Source organism: Pseudarthrobacter sp. RHLT1-30-1 (assembly GCF_059383415.1).
In genome coordinates this window covers 121,444-141,207 of sequence record NZ_JBWZCG010000008.1, presented here as the reverse complement: position 1 = coordinate 141,207, position 19,764 = coordinate 121,444, and the positions used below count along the sequence as shown (strand labels likewise).

12 protein-coding genes and 2 pseudogenes are annotated in these 19,764 nt (G+C 67.0%); 4 read left to right on the top strand and 10 right to left on the bottom strand.

The features are described 5' to 3' along the window. Positions 1-437, top strand: a pseudogene (locus AC50YM_RS08405) (HNH endonuclease signature motif containing protein); the annotation flags it as partial. Between the two features lie 81 nt (positions 438-518). Here the strand turns inward: AC50YM_RS08405 and AC50YM_RS08400 are convergent. The 7 genes from AC50YM_RS08400 to AC50YM_RS08370 all read right to left on the bottom strand — a co-directional run bounded on the left by AC50YM_RS08400 (position 519) and on the right by AC50YM_RS08370 (position 10,258). Next, positions 519-1,187: a lysophospholipid acyltransferase family protein gene (locus AC50YM_RS08400; protein WP_494956507.1), complete on the bottom strand. Its 669-nt coding sequence runs from the start codon at positions 1,185-1,187 to the stop codon at positions 519-521. Next, entirely contained in the window at positions 1,174-1,962 is a 789-nt protein-coding gene (locus tag AC50YM_RS08395; protein WP_494956506.1) for an HAD hydrolase-like protein, read from the bottom strand. The genes AC50YM_RS08400 and AC50YM_RS08395 overlap by 14 nt, the downstream gene beginning before the upstream one ends. A 124-nt stretch (positions 1,963-2,086) precedes the next feature. Then, positions 2,087-4,987 carry an excinuclease ABC subunit UvrA gene (gene uvrA, locus AC50YM_RS08390; protein ID WP_494956514.1) on the bottom strand — a complete coding sequence of 967 codons (2,901 nt, stop codon included), beginning with the start codon at positions 4,985-4,987 and terminating at the stop codon, positions 2,087-2,089. A gap of 146 nt (positions 4,988-5,133) precedes the next feature. After that, complete coding sequence (locus AC50YM_RS08385; protein ID WP_494956505.1) at positions 5,134-5,526, bottom strand: GntR family transcriptional regulator; 393 nt, start codon at positions 5,524-5,526, stop codon at positions 5,134-5,136. After that, the gene (locus AC50YM_RS08380) at positions 5,523-7,346 is read right to left on the bottom strand and encodes an ABC transporter ATP-binding protein (RefSeq protein WP_494956513.1); all 1,824 of its coding nucleotides are present in this window, start codon (positions 7,344-7,346) and stop codon (positions 5,523-5,525) included. Before AC50YM_RS08380 ends, AC50YM_RS08385 begins: the two co-directional genes overlap by 4 nt. Positions 7,347-7,588: 242 nt before the next feature. Beyond that, positions 7,589-9,301 (bottom strand): ABC transporter ATP-binding protein, encoded by a 1,713-nt coding sequence (locus AC50YM_RS08375; protein ID WP_494956512.1) that lies wholly within the window; start codon positions 9,299-9,301, stop codon positions 7,589-7,591. Between the two features lie 177 nt (positions 9,302-9,478). Then, a complete protein-coding gene (locus tag AC50YM_RS08370; RefSeq protein WP_494956504.1) occupies positions 9,479-10,258 on the bottom strand; it encodes a trans-aconitate 2-methyltransferase in 780 nt (259 codons plus the stop codon). A gap of 117 nt (positions 10,259-10,375) precedes the next feature. Here AC50YM_RS08370 and AC50YM_RS08365 point away from each other — a divergent pair, with 117 nt between their 5' ends. The 3 genes from AC50YM_RS08365 to AC50YM_RS08355 all read left to right on the top strand — a co-directional run bounded on the left by AC50YM_RS08365 (position 10,376) and on the right by AC50YM_RS08355 (position 14,979). Next, positions 10,376-12,922 carry a DEAD/DEAH box helicase gene (locus AC50YM_RS08365; RefSeq protein WP_494956503.1) on the top strand — a complete coding sequence of 849 codons (2,547 nt, stop codon included), beginning with the start codon at positions 10,376-10,378 and terminating at the stop codon, positions 12,920-12,922. 127 nt (positions 12,923-13,049) lie between these two features. Further along, on the top strand, positions 13,050-13,550 hold the full coding sequence (locus tag AC50YM_RS08360) for a GNAT family N-acetyltransferase (protein WP_494956502.1): 501 nt from the start codon (positions 13,050-13,052) through the stop codon (positions 13,548-13,550). A gap of 154 nt (positions 13,551-13,704) precedes the next feature. Then, on the top strand, positions 13,705-14,979 hold the full coding sequence (locus tag AC50YM_RS08355; RefSeq protein WP_494956511.1) for an alpha/beta fold hydrolase: 1,275 nt from the start codon (positions 13,705-13,707) through the stop codon (positions 14,977-14,979). A gap of 22 nt (positions 14,980-15,001) precedes the next feature. Here the strand turns inward: AC50YM_RS08355 and AC50YM_RS08350 are convergent, their stop codons facing one another. From AC50YM_RS08350 to uvrB, 3 genes and pseudogenes are all read right to left on the bottom strand, one after another. Next, entirely contained in the window at positions 15,002-16,384 is a 1,383-nt protein-coding gene (locus AC50YM_RS08350; protein ID WP_494956501.1) for an MFS transporter, read from the bottom strand. A 74-nt stretch (positions 16,385-16,458) separates the two neighbouring features. Then, a pseudogene (locus AC50YM_RS08345) lies at positions 16,459-17,486 on the bottom strand (TerC family protein). 181 nt (positions 17,487-17,667) lie between these two features. Further along, on the bottom strand, positions 17,668-19,749 hold the full coding sequence (gene uvrB, locus AC50YM_RS08340; RefSeq protein ID WP_494956500.1) for an excinuclease ABC subunit UvrB: 2,082 nt from the start codon (positions 19,747-19,749) through the stop codon (positions 17,668-17,670). Positions 19,750-19,764: the final 15 nt, after the last annotated feature.

Sequence of the window (19,764 nt, the reverse complement as noted above, 5' to 3'; positions counted from 1 at the left end):
ACCTCCTGGCCTGGGCCGACGGCGGCACCACCGGGATCACCAACCTCGGCGGGCCCTGCCGCAAACACCACGGCCTGAAACACAGCTCCGCCTGGACACCGGCCGGGGCCACCAAAGACACCCCACCCGGCTGGACCTCCCCGTCCGGAAGGAACTACCCCAGCGAACAACAGGACTGGGAACCACCCCACTGGCCACCCGGGCTTTTGGACACGTACGCAACAACGGACATGGAATCAGGCGCGGAATCGGTCCCGGATCTAGCGGCAGACATGAATGATGACATGGATTTGGACGCGGCCCTGGGACTGGACGCATACGCAGAAACGGACCCGCATCCGCAGCAGGAACTGCCTGCCGATCCCTTCCCCGACTGGACCGTCGTCAAGGCCGGGCACTCGTTCCGCGCCACAAGTACCGACCAGCCGGCTTTCTAGGAGCCGCGCGACACATCCGTTGTGGAAAGTCTTCCATGCCCCGCACACCTGATCGGCGGATTACAGCTTGACGGACTGTGCCTACTCGACGGTCTTGCTCTGGTTGTAGCTCGTGGAGCGTTCCTGGCCGCTGAGAGCGGCTATGGCATCCATAATGCGGTCGGTGGCCTGGCGGCGAGCCGGAAGCGAGTGGTCAGGTCCGGTCTTGTCGAAGTACAGCGGTTCGCCGACCTTCATGGTGAAATGCTGGGGTTTGACCGACTTGCTGTCAGCAGGCTGCAGGTGTTCCGTGCCGATCAGTCCGACTGGAATGACGGGGGCGCCGGTGGTCAGGGCGAGCCATCCCACGCCGGTACGGCCGCGGTACAGGATTCCGTCGCGGGAGCGGGTCCCCTCCGGGTAGATGCCGACGCCCTTCCCGGAGTCGAGGATCTCCAGCAGCGTCTTGAGTGCCTGAACGCTTGCGGCCTGTTCGCCTCGTTCCACCGGGATGGAGCCGACCGCTTCGAAGAAGGACTTCATTGCCCTGCCCTTGAGGCCACCGGTGGTGAAATATTCCGCTTTGGCGAAAAAAGCCACGGGCCGGGGCATGAGTGCCTGGACGATCACGCTGTCCAGAAACGACAAGTGGTTGGGAGCCACAATGAACGGGCCCTCCTTGGGCACGTTCTCAAGTCCGATGACCGTGGGCCGGCACGTCGAGGTCACCAGGCCCCGCGTGGTCCAGCGGATTGCATCAAACATTGCCATCGGTGTGCACCTCGTCTTGGGCTTCGGTCAACGGGTCAGGGGTCGCTGCGGTCGGTGGCATGAGAGATCCCTGGGCGGCATCCGGAACCCTATCCCGCCGGGCAATGGTCTCGTGCAGTGCCGCGCTGCTGTGCACAATCTCCACGGCTCCCGCGGCGTCCAGTTCGCCGTCCGGAGCGAAGCCCCACCCTACGCCGATGCAGTCCAAGCCGTTGGCGGCCGCTCCGGCCACATCCTGTGCCCGGTCCCCCACCATCACGGCCTGCCGGGCGTCCAGGCCGCGGTGCGTGGCCAGGTCAGCCAGGGCGGCGGCGACAATTGCTGCCTTACCGGAAGGAACTCCGGCGGCGGCCCCTTCATCCGCCGCCGAGCCGCGGATGGTGTGGAACAGCGCGGCTATGCCGTGGTGCTCGAGGACCTTCCGGGCGAGGCCTTCGGGCTTCTGCGTGGCCACGGCGATGGGCCGGCCGGATTCGACGAAGGCTTCCAGGAGGGCCCGGATTCCCGGATACAGCCGGCTTTGGCCGATACCGGTGGCGAGGTAGTGGGCGCGGTAGATCCGGATGGCGTCATCGAGTTGTTCGGCGGGGACGCCCGCGATTTCGGTGAGGGAGTGGCTGAGTTTCGGGCCGATCATGGCATCCATCCGGGACTTCCCGGGGACGCCGAGCCCGAGCTCCGTGAGGGCCGCCGCGATTCCGTCCGTGATGCCTCCGGCCGGATCGACAAGAGTGCCGTCCAGGTCAAAGATCACGGGCACTGTTGTTTGGGTCACCGGCTTAGTTTCTCACGAGTGAACGGATGCCAGAAACTCGCATACCCGGCGGGGAATATAGCTCCGGGTAACCGGCAAGGGGCGCCGCCGCTGGTTCGGCGACGCCCCCGTTTCCCGGTGTGCGTCAGGCGAAGATCTCGGCCAGGAAGGCAGCCGTGTGGCTTTGCGTCGACTTGGCCACTTGCTCCGGCGTTCCCGAGGCGACGATCCGGCCGCCGCCGGAGCCGCCGTCGGGACCCAGGTCAACGACCCAGTCCGCACTCTTGATGACGTCGAGGTTGTGCTCGATCGTGATGACGGTGTTGCCCTTGTCCACGAGGCCCTGCAGCACCAGCAGCAGCTTCCGGATGTCCTCGAAGTGCAGCCCGGTGGTGGGCTCGTCGAGCACGTAGATGCTGCGCCCGTTGGAGCGTTTCTGCAGCTCCGCGGCCAGCTTCACGCGCTGTGCCTCGCCGCCGGACAGGGTCGTGGCGGGCTGGCCGAGCCGGACGTAGCCGAGTCCGACGTCGACGAGGGTCCTGAGGTGCCGCGCAATCGGAGAGAAGGCGGCGAAGAACTCGGCGCCTTCCTCGATCGGCATGTTCAGCACGTCGGCGATCGTTTTGCCCTTGTAGTGGACTTCGAGGGTTTCCCGGTTGTACCGGGCCCCGTGGCACACCTCGCAGGGCACGTAGACGTCCGGCAGGAAGTTCATTTCGATTTTCAGGGTGCCGTCACCGGAGCAGGCCTCGCAGCGGCCGCCCTTGACGTTGAAGGAGAACCGGCCCGGCAGGTAGCCGCGGACCTTGGCCTCAGTGGTCTCGGCGAAGAGCTTGCGGATGTTGTCGAAGACACCGGTGTAGGTGGCGGGGTTGGACCGGGGGGTGCGGCCGATGGGGCTCTGGTCGACGTGCACCACCTTGTCGAGGTGCTCCAGACCCTGGATGGATTTGTGCCGCCCCGCCACTTGCTTGGCGCCGTTGAGTTTGTTGGCCAGCACCTTGTAGAGGATCTCATTGACCAGGGTGGACTTGCCGGAGCCGCTGACGCCGGTCACCGCGGTGAACAGGCCCAGCGGGAACGTGGCATCCACGTTCAGAAGGTTGTTCTCCCTGGCGCCGACGACCTTGAGTTCGCGCTTCTTGTCGTATTTCCGCCGCTTCTTGGGGGTCTCAATCCGCTTCCGGCCGGAGAGGTAGTCGCCAGTGAGCGACTCGGTGTTCTTGAGCAGGTCCTGGTAGGAACCGGAGTGCACCACCATGCCGCCGTGTTCGCCGGCGCCCGGTCCGATATCGACGATCCAGTCGGCTTCCTGGATGGTGTCTTCGTCGTGTTCCACGACGATCAGGGTGTTGCCGAGGTCGCGCAGCCGGGTGAGGGTTTCGATCAGGCGGCGGTTGTCGCGCTGGTGCAGCCCGATGGAGGGTTCGTCCAGCACGTAGAGCACGCCCACAAGGCCGGAGCCGATCTGGGTGGCCAGCCGGATGCGCTGGGCTTCGCCGCCGGACAGGGTGCCGGAAGGACGTTCCAGGTTCAGGTACTCCAGGCCGACGTCGAGCAGGAAGGTCAGGCGGGCCTGGATCTCGATGAGGACCTGGTGCGCGATCTGGGCTTCGCGGCCGGTGAGCACGAGGTTGTCCAGGAAGTCGGCACAATCCCGCATCGGCATGCCGGCGACCGCGGCGATCGATTTGCCGTTGATCAGGACCGAGAGCGACGCCGGGTTCAGCCGCGCGCCGTTGCAGGCCGGGCACGGGATCTGCCGCATGTACTCCTCGTAGCGGTCCCGGGCACTGTCCGAGTCCGTTTCCAGGTGTTTGCGGTGGACGTACTGGATGACACCCTCGAAGCCGGTGCTGTATTTGCGTTCCCGGCCGAAGCGGTTGCGGTACTGCACCACGACTTTGTGGTCCTTGCCGTGCAGCACGGTCTGGCGGGTGTCCTTGGACAATTTGTCCCACGGGGTCGTCATCGAGAAACCGAGTTCCTTGGCGAGCCCGTCGAGCAGGCGGTTCCAGTACTCCGTGGTCGCGGTGCCAAGGGACCAGGGCGCGATCGCGCCTTCCGATAGGGACAGCTCCCCGTTCGGAATGATGAGTTCCTCATCGACTTCCAGCTTCGTGCCGATGCCGCTGCAGGCCGAGCACGCGCCGAAGGGGTTGTTGAAGGAGAAGGAACGCGGTTCAATCTCGTCGATGGCGAGCGGGTGCTCGTTGGGGCAGGCGAGGTGTTCAGAGTACGCCCTGACCCGTTCCGGGTCGTCGGCGTCGAGGTCGACGAATTCGGCGAGAATCCGTCCTTCGGCCAGGCCCAGCGCGGTTTCCACCGAGTCGGTGAGCCGCTGGCTGATGCCTTCTTTGACCACGAGCCGGTCCACGACCACTTCGATGGTGTGCTTGAACTGCTTGCCCAGCTTGGGCGGATCGCTCAGTTGGATCAGTTTGTCATCGACCCGTGCGCGGGAGTATCCCTTGGCGGTCAGTTCCTTGAACAGCTCGACGAATTCTCCCTTGCGCCCACGGACCACGGGGGCCAGGACCTGGAAGCGTGTGCCCTCGGGCAGTTCGAGCAGCTGGTCGACGATCTGCTGCGGGGTCTGCTTCGTGACGGGTTCCCCGCAAATGGGGCAGTGCGGGCGGCCGACACGGGCCCACAGGAGACGCATGTAGTCGTAGATCTCGGTGATGGTGCCCACGGTGGAGCGCGGGTTTTTGCTGGTGGACTTCTGGTCGATGGAGACCGCGGGCGAGAGCCCCTCGATGAAGTCGACGTCGGGCTTGTCCACCTGGCCCAGGAACTGCCGGGCGTAGGCGGAGAGTGATTCGACGTAGCGGCGCTGCCCCTCGGCGAAGATCGTGTCGAATGCCAGCGAGGACTTGCCTGAGCCGGAGAGCCCGGTGAAAACGATCATGGAGTCCCGGGGCAGGTCCAGGTCCACGTTGCGCAGGTTGTGTTCGCGGGCGCCCTTGACGATGAGCCGGGACATGTCCGGACGTTTCGGCGCGGGGCGGGAGTCGATCCGGCGCCCCGGTTTTGCGGAGCCCATCGGAGTGACTTCGGACGGGGAATCGAGGGCTGGATCTTCAGCTACGGCTTTAGGCACGCTACCAATGCTAATCGAAAACTTCTTCGAATTTCTATTCCCGGCGGTGTCCCAGGCCCGGGAACACCGCCCGATGTGTTAGCTGTTCGTCACTCGCGGTCGTAGGCGGCGGCGAGCAATTGCACGGCCTCGGCGAAGCTGGCACCCCGGGCCTTCGCGGCCGCGGCAAACTCGGCCGCCGCAGCGGTCAGCGAACTCCAGGCCTCGTCCCGGGCACAGACCACGGTGCCGTTCCGGCCGCGGGTCACCACGACGCCGGCCGCCTCCAGTTCCTTGTAGGCGCGGGCCACCGTGTGGGGTGCGACGCCCAGTTCACCGGCCAGGCTGCGGACGGCAGGGAGCTTGGTCCCGGGCGCCAGGGTCCCGTCGTCAGCCCGTTCGATGATGTTGAGCCGGAGCTGGTCAAACAGCGGAACGGAGCTGGCCGGATTCGGACGCCAAAGGCCGGGGAACGGCTTGGTTGACGTTTCGGTCGGGGTCACTGTCCGGGCTCCTGCGCACGCTTGGTTTGTTCGCGGCGGGCGAACTGGGCCTCGTACAGTTTCCGGTAGAGCCCGCCCTCCGCGATCAGCTGTGGGTGTGTTCCCTGTTCAACGATTCGTCCTTGGTCCATGACCAGAATTAGATCAGCGTCCCGGACGGTGGACAAGCGGTGGGCTATGACGAAGCTTGTGCGTCCCTGCCGCAGCCGCTGCATGGCCTGCCGGATCTGCACTTCGGTGCGGCTGTCCACCGAGCTGGTGGCCTCGTCGAGGACGAGGATGTTGCGTCCGGCCAGTTGGGCCCGGGCGATCGAGATGAGCTGACGCTGGCCGCGGCTCAGCGAATCGCCGTCGTTGCCCAGCATCGTGCCGTAGCCGCCGGGCAAGGCCCGGACGAACTGGTCCACGTGGCTGGCCTGCGCAGCGGCCGCGATCTCGGCATCGCCGGCACCGGGGCGGCCGTACTCGATGTTTTCCCGGATGCTTCCGGTAAACAGCCAGGCATCCTGCAGCACCGCGGCGAAATTTGCGCGGAGCTCATCCCGTGTCAGCGCCGCGATGTCCGTGCCGTCGACCGTGATCCGGCCTGAATCCGGTTCGTAGAAGCGCATCAGGAGGTTCACCATGGTGGTCTTGCCGGCACCGGTCTGCCCCACGATCGCCACGGTCTGCCCCGGTTCCACGACAAAGGACAGTTCCTGGACCACGGGTGAGCCGGGGCGGTAACCGAAGCTGACCTGTTCAAAGCTGACCCGGCCGGCGGCTCCGGGTAAGGCAGGGCCGGTCGGGGCTGCGCCGGGTAAGGCAGGGCCGGTCGGGGCTGCGCCGGACGCTGCGCCCTGCGCCAGGGCGCCGGCGCCGGCCGCCGACTTCGGCACCGAAGCGCGGGCCATTTCCGCAGGGATCTCCGTTGCGTCCAGAAGTTCGAACACCCGCCCGGCCGACACGAGGCAGGACTGCACGAGCGTCAGCATGCCGCCGATCTGCCCCATCGGCTGGCTGAAGAGCCGGCTGAACTGGATGAAGGCCTGCAGGCCGCCGATGGTCAAGGCGCCGGCGAGAACCTGCAGCGCGCCGACGACGGCGACGGCGACGTAGTTGAGGTTGGACACAAACACCATCAGGGGCTGCACCGCGCCGGAGACGTACTGCGCACGCGCACTGGCCCGGCTCAGCTTGTCGTTGCGCTCCTTGAAGCTGGCCGCGGCAGCCTCCTGCCGGCCGAAGGCTTTCAGGACTTCGTGGCCGGTAAAGAACTCCTCCAGCTGAGCATGCAGCCCGCCGGTGTCCGCCCACTGCTCCGTGAAGTGGGCCTGGGATTTGCGGGCGACCAGGACCGTGATGAGGGTGGACAGGGGGACGGAGACCAGCGCGATCAGGGCCAGGACCGGGGAAAGCCACAGCATCATGGCCAGCGCCCCGGAGAGCATCAGCAGTGACATGATCAGCTGGTTGAGCAGTTGGTTGAGGGCCTGCGCGATGTTGTCGACGTCGTTGGTGGCGCGGCTCAGCACATCGCCGCGGTGTTGTTCGTCAAAATGGCCGGACGGCAGGACGTGGAGTTTCTCCTCCACCGCGGCGCGGAGACCATAGCTGAGCCGCTGCACGGCGACGGCTGTCAGGGCACCCTGGACCCAGCTGAAGACAGACGCCCCAACATACAGGACGGAAACGCCGGCCAACAGCGCAGCGAGTTCTTCCACACGGAAAGATCCCCCGACCACGCCCGCAACCACGACGTCGGTGGCGTCACCCAGGACTTTTGGTGCCGCCACGTTGAGCACCACGAAGGCGCAGGTGGCGGCGATGACGCCGGCCATCCGCCATCTCGATGGCCGCAACAGCCCGAGCAGCCGTCCGGCGGACCGCCACCGGAACCCGTCGGTGGCGGTCTCCAGCGGCGTTGCCGCCGGGAGCGTGTCGCTGCGGCCGCCGGCGGGTGTGTCCACCAGCGACTGGTCCCTGGCATCGCCGGTCGTGGGTGCACCGGCCGTGGAGGCACCGGTGGCGGCATCGCCGGTCGTGGGGGCGCCGGTTTCGGCTCCGAGGGACGGTTCAGGGCTCACAGGGTTTCCTCCAGCACGAGCTGGGAGGCGGCGATCTCCCGGTAGCTCGGCGACGACACCATCAGCTGGTGATGGGTGCCCTGCGCAACGAGCCGGCCGTCCTCGAGTACGAGGATCAGCCCGGCGTCGACGATGGTGGCCACTCGTTCGGCGACGATCAGGATGGTGGCCGCGGCCAGCAGCGGCCCGATCGCCTCCCGGAGCCGGTAGTCGGTGCCGTAGTCCAGCGCCGAGAAACTGTCGTCGAAGAGGTAGACGGGCGCTTCGCGGAGCAGGGCCCGCGCGATACACAGCCGCTGCCGCTGGCCGCCGGAAAAATTGGTGCCGCCCTGGCTCACCGGCGCTTCCAACCCCTGGGGGAGGTTCCGGACAAACTCGTCGGCCTGCGCGGCACCCAGTACCTGCCAGAGGTCGGCGTCCGACGCCGCCGGGGCAGCCATCCTCAGGTTCTCGGCGAGGGTTCCGGAGAACAGATAGGAGTGCTGGGGCACGACGGCGATCAGGCTCCGCAGGGTGTCCAGCGGCAGGCTGCGCACGTCGCAGCCGCCGATGCTGATGTCACCGCCGGTGGCCGCCAGGAACCGTGGCAGCAGGTTCAGCAGTGTGGACTTGCCGCTGCCGGTGGCGCCAATGACCGCCGTCACCGTCCCGGGGACGGCGGTGAAGCTGATGCCATCCAGGACGGGAGCCTCGGCGCCCGGGTAGGCGAAGGAGACGTTGCGGAACTCCACGGCGTTGCCCTCGGGTGTGGCCCCGCCCGGACCGTCCGTGATCGCGGGGGCGGTGTCGAGGACAGCCTGGACCCGCTCCGCGCAGGCGGCCGCACGCGGCGCCGTCATAAAGACGTACATCGCCATCATGATCGCGACCAGGATCTGCAGGATGTAGGCGATGAACGCCGTCAACGCCCCCAGCCGCATCTCACCGGACTGGATCCGGTGCCCGCCAAACCAGACCACGGCGACCGACGAGAGATTAACCACGAGCATGATCAGTGGCATCATGCCGGCGACCAGCAGCGCGGAACGCAGGTTGTTCTGGGTGAGGTCCTTGTTGGCACCGTCGAAGCGGCGGATTTCGTGCCCCTGGCGGACGAAACCGCGGATGACGTTGGCGCCGATGATCTGTTCCCGCAGCACCCGGCTGATCCGGTCGATGTGTTCCTGGCCCTGCCGGTAGAGCGGGACGAGGCGGCGGACGATCAGGAACATGATGACGGCGAGTCCCGGAATGACCGCGACCACGATTCCGGACAAGGCGACGTCCTGGTTGAGCGCCAGCACGATGCCGCCAACGAAGATGGCCGGCGCGGCGAACAGCATTGTAAAGACGAGCACCGCAAGGTTCTGGATCTGCGCGACGTCGTTCGTGGCCCTGGTGACCAGGCTGGCTGCGCCGAACGCGCCGGCTTCCTGCGAGGACAGGGACTGGACCTTGGCAAACAGCTCTTCGCGAAGCTGACGGCCCAGCTCCATGGCGACGATCGCGCCCAGATAGCTGGCGGCGGCGGCCGCGGCGACCTGAACGAACGCGATCGCGACCATCCAGGCGCCAAGCCGCAGGATCTCCGGGACATTGCCGTTGACGATCCCGTCATCGATGATGGCCGCGTTCAGGGTGGGGAGGAGGAGGTTGGCCGTGGTCTGCATTAGCTGCAGGACAGCGATGGTCAGGACGGTCCCTTTGTGGGCGGCCAGCAGCCGTCCCATCAGGCCAATAAGCACCAAACCTCCATCGCTGGACCAGGGCACAGATCCAGGTTCGTCCAAGACAGCCGCCCCCACGCTGCCTCGTCATTGTAAGCACGATCACAGAGTGCTCCGTTGTCACGCTCCTTTTGGCCGGCGGCGGGTCCAGTCGGGGGCCTTGTCGGGAACCGCTGCGGGTCAATCCCGTTTACGCGCCACGGCGAAGATCCGGCGGAACGGAAACACCGTTCCGTGCGGGCCGGCCGGGTAGGCCTCGGTGAGCCTCGCCGCGTATTCGGCTTCAAAGATGCGGGCATCCCCGGCTGTCAGGGTCGCGAGTACTGGCCGGAGTCCCGCGCCGCGGACCCACTCCAGCACCGGGTTCGGGCCGGGAAGGAGCTGGGAATAGGTGGTCTCCCACGCGTCCGCATCGCAGCCGGCGTCGAGCATGATGTCCAGGTAGTCACCCGGCTCGCCCACCACGTCGTCGTGGCGCAGCACGCCGGCGAGCCGGTCCGCCCAGGCGTCGGATTCCGCCAGGCCGCGCATCAGCGTGTGCGAGGGCGAGTTGAAGTTGCCGGGCACTTGCAGCGCGAACCAGGCGCCCGGCTTGAGTGCGGCCAGCCAGCCGGCCAGCAGGTCGCGGTGGCCGGGAACCCACTGCAGCGCCGCGTTGGTGACCACGACGTCGGTCTCATCCGAGGGCATCCAGCCGGTGATGTCCGCCTGGCCAAAGGAGAGATTCGGCAGCTGGTCCGTGTGGACCGCGGCCCGGGCCAGCATCTCCGCCGAGGAGTCCAGGCCCATGACCAACGCCCCGGGCCAGCGTTCCGCGAGGGTGGCCGTCAGGTTCCCGGGGCCGCAGCCGAGGTCGACGACGTGCCGGGGAGCGTCCGCATGGACCCTGGCCGTGAGGTCAAAGTACGGCCTGTCCCGGTAGTCCCCGAACTGCACGTACTTGGCGGGATCCCATTTCACTGCTGTCCTCCAGTCGCCGGCAAACGATGCGAGATACGAAGCCTATCCCGGACCGGGCGGGGCATAGGAGGCGCTGCCGCGCGGGTGGCCCGGCGTCGGCCACTAAGCTGGTGAGCAATGAAACTTGTTGATCAGCTCCCCGCCCCGGCCGCCCGATTCCCTGGCCGCGCCGGCCTCGACCCGGACGAGCTCTACACCCGCTTCGTCGAGTGGACCGAGACCCGCGGGCTGGCTTTGTACACCGCCCAGGACGAGGCGATCATGGAGCTGGCCTCCGGCGCCAACGTGATCCTTGCGACCCCCACCGGATCCGGGAAATCCCTCGTCGCGATCGGCCTGCATTACCAGGCCATGGCCCGCGGCCAGCGGAGCTACTACACGGCACCGATCAAGGCCCTCGTCTCGGAGAAGTTCTTCGCCCTCTGTGAGATCTTCGGCGCCGAGAATGTCGGCATGATCACCGGCGATTCCGGCGTCAACCAGGACGCCCCGATCATCTGCTGCACCGCGGAAATCCTGGCCAACATCGCGCTCCGCGAAGGCGCCGCCGCCGAGCTCGGCGCCGTCGTCATGGACGAGTTCCACTTCTACTCCGACCCGCAACGCGGCTGGGCCTGGCAGGTCCCGCTGCTGGAACTCCCCCAGGCGCAGTTCCTGCTGATGTCCGCGACCCTCGGTGACGTCAGCCGCTTCGAAGCCGGCATCACGGAGCTGACCGGCCGGCCGACGACGACGGTCAGTTCCGCGGAACGGCCAATCCCGCTGCATTACTACTACGAGCAAACGCCCGTGCACGAAACGCTCGAGGAACTCCTCGCCACGAAGCAGGTCCCCGTCTACGTCGTGCACTTCAGCCAGGTGGAGGCGATCGACCGGGCCCAGAACCTGATGAGCGTCAATGTCTGCACCCGCGAGGAGAAGGACAAGATCGCGGAGCTGATCGCCGGTTTCCGGTTTGCCGCCGGCTTCGGCAAGACCCTCAACCGGCTGGTCCGGCACGGCATCGGCGTCCACCACGCCGGTATGTTGCCCAAGTACCGCCGGCTGGTCGAACAGCTCGCCCAGGCCGGGCTGCTCAAGGTCATCTGCGGCACCGACACACTCGGCGTGGGCATCAACGTGCCGATCCGCACCGTGCTGCTCACTGCGCTGAGCAAGTACGACGGCGTCCGCACCCGGCTGCTGAACTCCCGCGAATTCCACCAGATCGCCGGCCGCGCCGGGCGGGCGGGGTACGACACGGCCGGGACCGTCGTCGTGCAGGCCCCGGAACACGTCACCGAAAACGTCAAGGCGATGGCCAAGGCCACCGCCAAGTTCGGCGACGACCAGAAGAAGCTCCGCCAGGTGGTCAAGAAAAAGCCGCCCGAAGGCTTTGTGTCGTGGGGCGAACCGACCTACAAACGCCTCGTGGAATCCGTCCCGGACCCGCTGACGTCCAGCTTCAGCGTCACCCACGCAATGCTGATGAACCTGATGGAACGGCCGGGCGATCCGTTCAAGGCCGCCCGCCGGCTGCTGACCGAAAACCACGAGCCACGCTCCTCGCAGCTGCAGCTGATGAAAAAGGCCCTGGGCATCTACCGGGAGCTCCTGGCCGCCGGCGTCGTGGAGCGGATCCCGCTTCAGGAGCAGGGCACGGACGGACGGACCGTCCGCCTGACAGTCCACCTGCAGGCCAACTTCGCGCTGAACCAGCCGCTCTCCCCCTTCGCCCTCGCGGCGCTGGAGCTGCTGGATCCGGAGTCGCCGTCGTATGCCCTGGACGTCGTGTCCGTGATCGAGTCGACGCTGGAAAAGCCCCGGCAGATCCTCTCCGCGCAGCAGAAGAAGGCCCGCGGCGAGGCGATCGCGGCGATGAAGGCCGACGGCATCGACTACGACCAGCGCATGGCGATGCTGGAGGAGGTCACCTACCCGCAGCCGCTCGCGGAACTCCTCGGCGAGGCCTTCGACGTCTACCGCCGGGCCGCCCCGTGGATCGGTGATTTTGAGCTCGCACCGAAGTCCGTGGTCCGGGACATGTACGAACGCGCGATGAACTTCGGCGAGTTTGTCCAGTTCTACGGCCTGGCCCGGTCCGAGGGCATCGTGCTGCGCTACCTCGCCGACGGCTTCAAGGCGCTGCGGCAGACCGTCCCGCAGGACGCCCTCCGCGAGGACCTCGAGGACCTCATCGCGTGGCTCGGCGAGCTGGTCCGCCAGGTCGACTCGAGCCTGCTCGATGAGTGGGAGGAGCTCACCTCCGGCAAGGCGCCGACGCCGCATGACGCCCCGCCGCCCCCGCCGCCCTCACTGACCTCCAACGTCCGCGCCTTCCGGGTCATGGTCCGGAACGAGATGTTCCGGCGGGTGGAGCTCTTCGCGGACGAGGCCGCCACCGCCCTCGGCGAGCTCGACGCCGGGTCCGGCTGGGACGCCGAGCGGTGGGAAGACGTGCTGGATGACTACTTCGACGAGCACGATGACATCGGCACCGGACCGGACGCGCGCGGACCGGGCCTGCTGATCATCACCGAGGAGCCGGGGCTGTGGAAGGTCCGGCAGATCTTCGAGGACCCGGCCGGCAACCACGACTGGGGCATCTCCGCGGAGGTGGACCTCGCGGCTTCGGACGATACCGGCACCGCGGTCGTCCGCGTGACGGATGTGAACCGGCTCTAGGGGGTCCGGCACCCGTGGGCGCGCGGTCCGGCACGCCTGGGCACCCGTGGGCGCCCGGTCCGGCACGCCTGGACACCCGTGGGCGCCCGGTCCGGCACCGGCTGGCCCGCCCGAGTAAACTCGAACAATGAGTGTAATCCGGCCCGCCACAGCGAACGATGTCCCCGCGATCCTGCAGATGATCCACGACCTGGCCATCTACGAGAAGGAGCCGGACGCTGTCCGGAACACCCCCGGGATGCTCAGCGCGGTCCTGTTCGGCGAGAACCCGAGGGTGTTCGCCGCGATGGCCGAGAACGAGTCCGGCGAGGTCCGGGGGTTCGCCCTTTGGTTCCTGAACTACTCCACCTGGGAAGGCGTCCACGGGATCTACCTCGAGGACCTTTACGTGCGCCCCGAGGCCCGCGGCGAAGGCCATGGCAAGGCGCTCCTGCAGCATCTGGCCGCGACCGCCGTCGAGCGCGGTTATGCCCGGGTCGAGTGGAGCGTGCTGGACTGGAATGAACCGTCCATCAATTTCTACAAGGGACTCGGCGCCACCCCGATGCAGGAGTGGTCCACGTTCCGGCTGACCGGCGGGGCGCTGGAGGCCTTTGGCACCGCCCGCACGGCCCAGGCCCGTGGCTGACCGGCCCGTGGCTGTCCGGCCGTCCGCTGACCGGACCTTTGTTGAAAGCCCCGTGGCCGAGCGGCCCGTAGCCCGGTCCGGCGCCGCGGACCTGCTGGAGGTTACCCCACCGGCAGTCCCGCACACGGTCAAGGCGCGGCACGAATTCCGCGGAATGCGCACTGCGGAACATTACTTCGAGGTGCCGCTGGACCACTTCCGCGCTGAGGGGACAGCGGGCGAGACCATCACCGTCTTTGCCCGCGAATATGTCTCCACAGACCACAGCGACGAAGAAGCCGCCGAGCTGCCGTGGCTGCTCTACCTGCAGGGCGGCCCGGGCGGGCGCGGCAACCGGCTCGCCGGACTCGGCGGCTGGAGCAAGGCCGCCGCCAAGGACTTCCGCATCCTCATGCTCGACCAGCGCGGGACCGGGCTGTCGTCCCCGGTCGAGCGCAAGTCGCTGCCGCTGCGCGGGAGCGACGCCGAGCAGGCGGACTACCTGACGCACTTCCGCGCGGATTCGATTGTCGCCGATGCGGAGGCGATCCGGCTCGCCTTGGGGTCCGGGCCGTGGACAATCTATGGCCAGAGCTACGGGGGCTTCTGCGCCCTCAGCTACCTCTCTTTCGCCCCCGAAGGCCTGCGGGAGGCCCTGATCACGGGCGGCCTCGGGCCGCTTTCGGGGCCAGCGGACCGGGTCTACCAGTCCACTTTCCGGCGCGTGGCGGCCCGCAATGCCGAGTACTTCGGCTGGTATCCAGAGGACCGTGTGGCGGTTTCCCGGATCGCCCGGCACCTTCGGGACACGGAGGAATTCCTGCCCGACGGCGAACGCCTCACCGTTGGGCGCTTCCAGATGGTGGGTTCCTTCCTGGGCGGCAACACCCGGGTGGACACCCTGCACCATCTGCTCGAAGACGCCTTCGTCGGCACCCCACGTGGTGACCGCCTGTCGGATGCCTTTCTGGAGCAGGTCCGCGGCCTTGTGTCCCGCTCGGCGAACCCGTTGTACGCACTGATGCACGAGTCCATCTACGGCCAGGGCGAGGCCACGGACTGGGCCGCCTGGCGGGTGCTGCAGGACTTCCCGGAATTCTCCCCGGACGCCCCCGAGCCGCTGCTCACCGGCGAAATGGTCTACCCCTGGTACTTCGAGCAGGACCCCGCCCTCCGGCCGCTGCGGACCGTTGCCCGGCTCCTCGCCGAAAAGGACGACTGGGCCGCGCTGTACGATCCCGCACGGCTCGCGCTTAACACCGTCCCGGTAGCCGCTGCCGTGTACAGCGAGGACATCTACGTCGACCGCGACCTCTCGCTCGAGACCGCCGCCGCGGTCCGCGGTCTGCAGGTCTGGGAGTCCGCGGATTTCCACCATGACGGCATCGCGGACGACGGCGAGGGCATCTTCGCCCGGCTCCTAGGCCTGACCCGCTCCGTCCGGGACTGAGCGTACGCGGTCCGATCCGCCCTTAGCTGAGATTCCCGCGGACGTTGCGGACGCTGCCGGTGCGCCCGGCGCGAAACGCCACGGCCAGCACCACCGCCGCGACGGACGCGGCGGCCAGGTTGAGGCCCTGGTAGCCGACGCCGCTCATCAGCAGACCGGAAAACCCTGCCCCGACTGCCCCGGCAACCCCCATCATGGTGTCCGAGACTCCCTGGACGAGGACACGGTCGTCGGCGCCGACGCTTTCGGCAAGCAGGGTGGAACCGGCGATGGTCGCCGCGGACCAGCCGATCCCGAGCAGCACGAGGCCGACCGTCACCAGGCCCGGTTCGGCCTGTCCGAGGCCTGCCACGAGGACTGAGAGCAGGATCAGGCCGTGGCCCAGCAGGATGACCGGAAGCCGTCCCGCCTTGTCCGTGAGCCAGCCCATGACCGGCGAGAGCGCGTACATCCCGGCGATGTGAAGCGAGATGGTGAATCCGATCAGGACCAGCACATCGGTGCTGGCGGCGTGGGCGTGTCCGGCCGGCATGTCGGCCAGCGGCCCCTCGGTCAGCAGTTGCAGGTGCAGCGGCGTCATCGACATCACCGCGGCCATGCAGCCGTGCGCCGCAATGACCGCCAGGAGGGCAAGCCCGGCCCGGGGCGAGGCCCGGACCGCGCGCAGCCCGTGCCGCAGCCCGTCCCGCCGTCGGACGTCCGTGGCGCTGGCCGCGGTGCCGCTGGCGGCGGACGTGGCGAGCTGCCTGTCGGAACGGAGGCTGGTGGCCAGCAGCAGAGGATCGGGCCGCAGGCCGGCGAACAGCAGCAGCGCCGCCAGCGCCAGGCCCGCCATGGAGAACACAAAGGGACCGGCCAGCGCCGGCAGGCCAAGGGCCTCCCCTACCAGGGCACCGGGAAGGATCAGGTTGGGACCGGCGACAGCGCCGACGGTCACGGCCCACACCACGATCGCCAGGGATCGGCCGCGATGCTCCGGATCGGCGAGGTCGACGGCGGCGAAACGGGCCTGCAGATTGGCGGCCGTCCCGAGTCCCAGTAGGGCCGCGGCCAGCAGCAGCACCGGAAAGCTGCCCGTGACCGTGGAAACGATCACCAGCAGCGCCCCGGCCATGGCAGCGAGCAAACCCGTGATCAGGGACGCCCTCCGGCCACGCCGGCCGGCCAGTCGGGCCAGAGGCAGGGCGGCCGCCGCGGCGCCGAGGGTCATGATGGTTGCGACCGAACCGGCCCATGCACTGGAACCGGAGAGCTGGACCGCCAGCAGGGAACCGACGGAAAGGCTGGCACCGCTGCCCACCCCGCTGAGGAGCTGGCCGGCACTCAACACCAGAACGGTACGGCGCTGGACCTGTTGCGGGTCCAGCGCCGTACCGGTTGCCAGCGGTGCATGGAAGATTTTCACGCTCCGAGCTTAGCCGAACCGGTGCCTGGCCGAGGCGAGAGTCAGCCGGACCGGGGCGTAGCCGGACTGTGCAGCTACTCCACGTTGCTGAGGCTTTTGCGGGCGTCCTCGTCGAGCCGGGCGTCCAGCTTCGACGCGGTGGCCTTCGAACTGACCAGGCTGGCGATGACGGCAATGATGATGGTGCCGGTGATCACGCCAAGGGAGACGAAGGTCGGGAGCTCGGTGGCCCATTCGATGTGCCGGCCGCCATTGATGAAGGGCAGTTCGTTGACGTGCATGGCGTGCAGCGTAAGCTTGACGCCGATGAAGGCGAGGATCACCGAGAGGGCGTGCTTGAGGTAGATCAGCCGCGTCATCAGGCCGCCGAGCAGGAAGTACAGCTGCCGCAGGCCCATCAGGGCGAAGACGTTGGCGGTGAAAACGATGAAGGCGCTCTGGGTGAGGCCGAAGATGGCGGGGATGGAGTCCACCGCGAAGAGCAGGTCGGTCACGCCGATGGTCACGAAGACGATCAGCATCGGGGTGAAGACCGTCCTGCCGTCGACGACTGTGCGGAGCGTGCCGCCGTCGAACTGCGCTGAGATCGGCAGGACCTTGCGGATCCGGGCGATGAGCGGGTTTTCCCTATTCTCCTCGTCTTCACCTTCATCCCGGGCCTGCTTCCAGGCGGTCCAGAGCAGGAAGGCCGCGAAGATGTAGAAGACCCAGCTGAACTGTGCGATGACCAAGGCGCCGAGCAGGATGAAGATGCCACGAAGGATCAGCGCGATGCTGATGCCGACCATGAGCACTTCCTGCTGGTACTTACGGGGTACCGAGAACCGGGCCATGATGATGATGCAGACAAAGAGGTTGTCGATGCTGAGGCTGTATTCCGTCACCCAGCCGGCAAGGAACTGCCCGCTGTATTCCGGGCCCGTGAAGGCGAACATCGCTGCCGCGAAATAAGGGCAAGGGTGATGTAGAAAGCGACCCACAGGCCGGCTTCCTTCATGGAAGGCTCGTGCGGACGGTGGACGACCAGCAGCAGGTCGGTGACGAGGATAATGCCGAAAACGACAAAAGTGCCGATCTCGAACCAGACGGGAAGTTCAGGCACGAAAGTACCCTTCACAGGGTGCGACTGTGCGGTGCAAGTCTCTCCGACGGCCGGTGTACTCGAGGCACACCTGGCTGCCCGCTACGCCCGGCATGGCACCTGTGCCATACGTGTTGACGATCGTAGCGCGTGGGATACTCCCCTACGTCAGCTAAACATTACTCCGGGCGTGCCCGGCAATCTAGGCGTGCCCGGCGGACTGCATCTGCCGCAGTTCCTTCTTCAGCTCGCCCACCTCATCCCGGAGCCGCGCCGCGAGCTCAAACGCCAGCTCGCCGGCGGCGGAGTGCATTTGTTCGGTGAGTTGCTCGATCAACCCCACGAGGTCCTCGGCCGGCGCGGCGGCCAGGCCGTCCGCCCGCACCTTCGACGCGCCCTTGCCCTTGCCGCGTGCCTTCCCCGCGCTGGCGAGGAGCTCGCGGGTGTCGGCGTCCTCCTTGGCGATCTGGTCCGTGATGTCGGCGATCTTCTTCCGCAGCGGTTGCGGGTCGATCCCCTTTTCGGTGTTGTAGGCCACCTGGATGGCACGGCGCCGGTTTGTCTCGTCGATGGCGTGGGCCATCGAATCGGTGATGCGGTCCGCATACATGTGGACCTGGCCGGAGACGTTACGGGCCGCGCGGCCAATGGTCTGGATCAGCGAGGTGGACGAGCGCAGGAACCCTTCCTTGTCCGCGTCCAGGATGCTCACCAGCGAAACCTCGGGCAGGTCCAGGCCTTCCCGGAGCAGGTTGATGCCGACCAGCACGTCGAAGACGCCCATCCGCAGCTCACGGAGCAGTTCCACCCGGCGGAGCGTGTCCACGTCCGAGTGCAGGTATTCGACCTTGACGCCGTGGCCCAGCAGGTAGTCGGTGAGGTCCTCGGCCATGCGCTTCGTCAGAGTGGTGACCAGGATGCGCTCGTTCTTCGCGGTGCGGGTCCTGATTTCGCCCAGCAGATCATCGATCTGGCCCTTGGTGGGCTTGACGACGATTTCGGGGTCGATCAGGCCGGTGGGCCGGATGATCTGCTGGACATAACCGTCGGCCTTGGCGAGTTCGTACTTGCCCGGCGTGGCAGACAGGTACACAGTCTGGCCCACGCGGTCCTGGAACTCGTCCCACTTCAGCGGCCGGTTGTCCATCGCCGAGGGCAGCCGGAAGCCGTGGTCCACGAGGTTCCGCTTGCGGGACATGTCGCCCTCGTACATGGCACCGATCTGCGGCACGGTGACGTGGGACTCGTCGATCACGAGGAGGAAGTCGTCCGGGAAGTAATCGATCAGGCAGTGCGGCGCAGTCCCGCGGGCCCGGCCGTCGATGTGCGAGGAGTAGTTCTCGATGCCGTTGCAGAAGCCCATCTGCTGCATCATTTCCAGGTCGTACGTGGTGCGCATCCGGAGCCGCTGGGCTTCCACCAGTTTGTTCTGGCTCTCCAGGGTCTGGAGCCGCTCGGCCAATTCGTCTTCGATCCGCTTGATGGCCCGGCCCATGCGCTCCGGACCGGCCACGTAGTGCGAGGCCGGGAAGACGTACATTTCGGTCTCATCCCGGATGATCTCGCCGGTGAGCGGGTGCAGCGTGTAGATGTTCTCGATCTCGTCGCCGAAGAACTCGACCCGGATCGCCAGCTCCTCGTACATCGGGATGATTTCCACGGTGTCGCCGCGCACCCGGAACGTGCCGCGGTGAAAGTCCATGTCGTTGCGGGCGTACTGCATGGAAACGAATTTCCGGAGCAGGTCGTCGCGGTTCATCTCGGCACCCTTGCGGAGCGTCACCATGCCGGCGATGTATTCCTCCGGTGTGCCCAGACCGTAGATGCAGGACACCGTGGCGACGACGATCACGTCACGCCGGGTCAGCAGCGCGTTGGTCGCGGAGTGCCGGAGCCGTTCGACTTCCTCATTGACGGAGGAGTCCTTCTCGATGAAGGTGTCCGTCTGCGCCACATAGGCTTCCGGCTGGTAGTAGTCGTAGTACGAGACGAAGTACTCGACGGCGTTGTTCGGGAGCAGCTCGCGGAATTCATTGACGAGCTGCGCGGCGAGGGTCTTGTTCTGCACCATCACGAGGGTGGGCCGCTGGACCTGCTCGATCAGCCACGCCGTCGTCGCGCTTTTGCCGGTACCGGTGGCACCGAGCAGCACCACGTCCTTCTCGCCGTTCTTGATCCGCTCCGTCAGTTCCGCGATCGCAGCCGGCTGGTCACCCGCCGGCTGGAACTCGCTGATGACCTCGAAGGGCGCCACGACACGGTTGATCTGCTGCGCAAGACTCATGTACTTAATCTACCG

What these genes read in the sequence shown, in the direction of transcription:
- uvrA (WP_494956514.1), bottom strand. Translation starts at nt 4,987, where the DNA reads ATGGGCTCCGCAAAACCGGGGCGCCGGATCGACTCCCGCCCCGCGCCG.
- AC50YM_RS08375 (WP_494956512.1), bottom strand. Translation starts at nt 9,301, where the DNA reads ATGGGACGGCTGCTGGCCGCCCACAAAGGGACCGTCCTGACCATCGCT.
- AC50YM_RS08365 (WP_494956503.1), top strand. Translation starts at nt 10,376, where the DNA reads ATGAAACTTGTTGATCAGCTCCCCGCCCCGGCCGCCCGATTCCCTGGC.
- AC50YM_RS08380 (WP_494956513.1), bottom strand. Translation starts at nt 7,346, where the DNA reads ATGGCCGGCGTCATCGCCGCCACCTGCGCCTTCGTGGTGCTCAACGTG.
- uvrB (WP_494956500.1), bottom strand. Translation starts at nt 19,749, where the DNA reads ATGAGTCTTGCGCAGCAGATCAACCGTGTCGTGGCGCCCTTCGAGGTC.
- AC50YM_RS08355 (WP_494956511.1), top strand. Translation starts at nt 13,705, where the DNA reads ATGCGCACTGCGGAACATTACTTCGAGGTGCCGCTGGACCACTTCCGC.
- AC50YM_RS08400 (WP_494956507.1), bottom strand. Translation starts at nt 1,187, where the DNA reads ATGGCAATGTTTGATGCAATCCGCTGGACCACGCGGGGCCTGGTGACC.
- AC50YM_RS08360 (WP_494956502.1), top strand. Translation starts at nt 13,050, where the DNA reads ATGAGTGTAATCCGGCCCGCCACAGCGAACGATGTCCCCGCGATCCTG.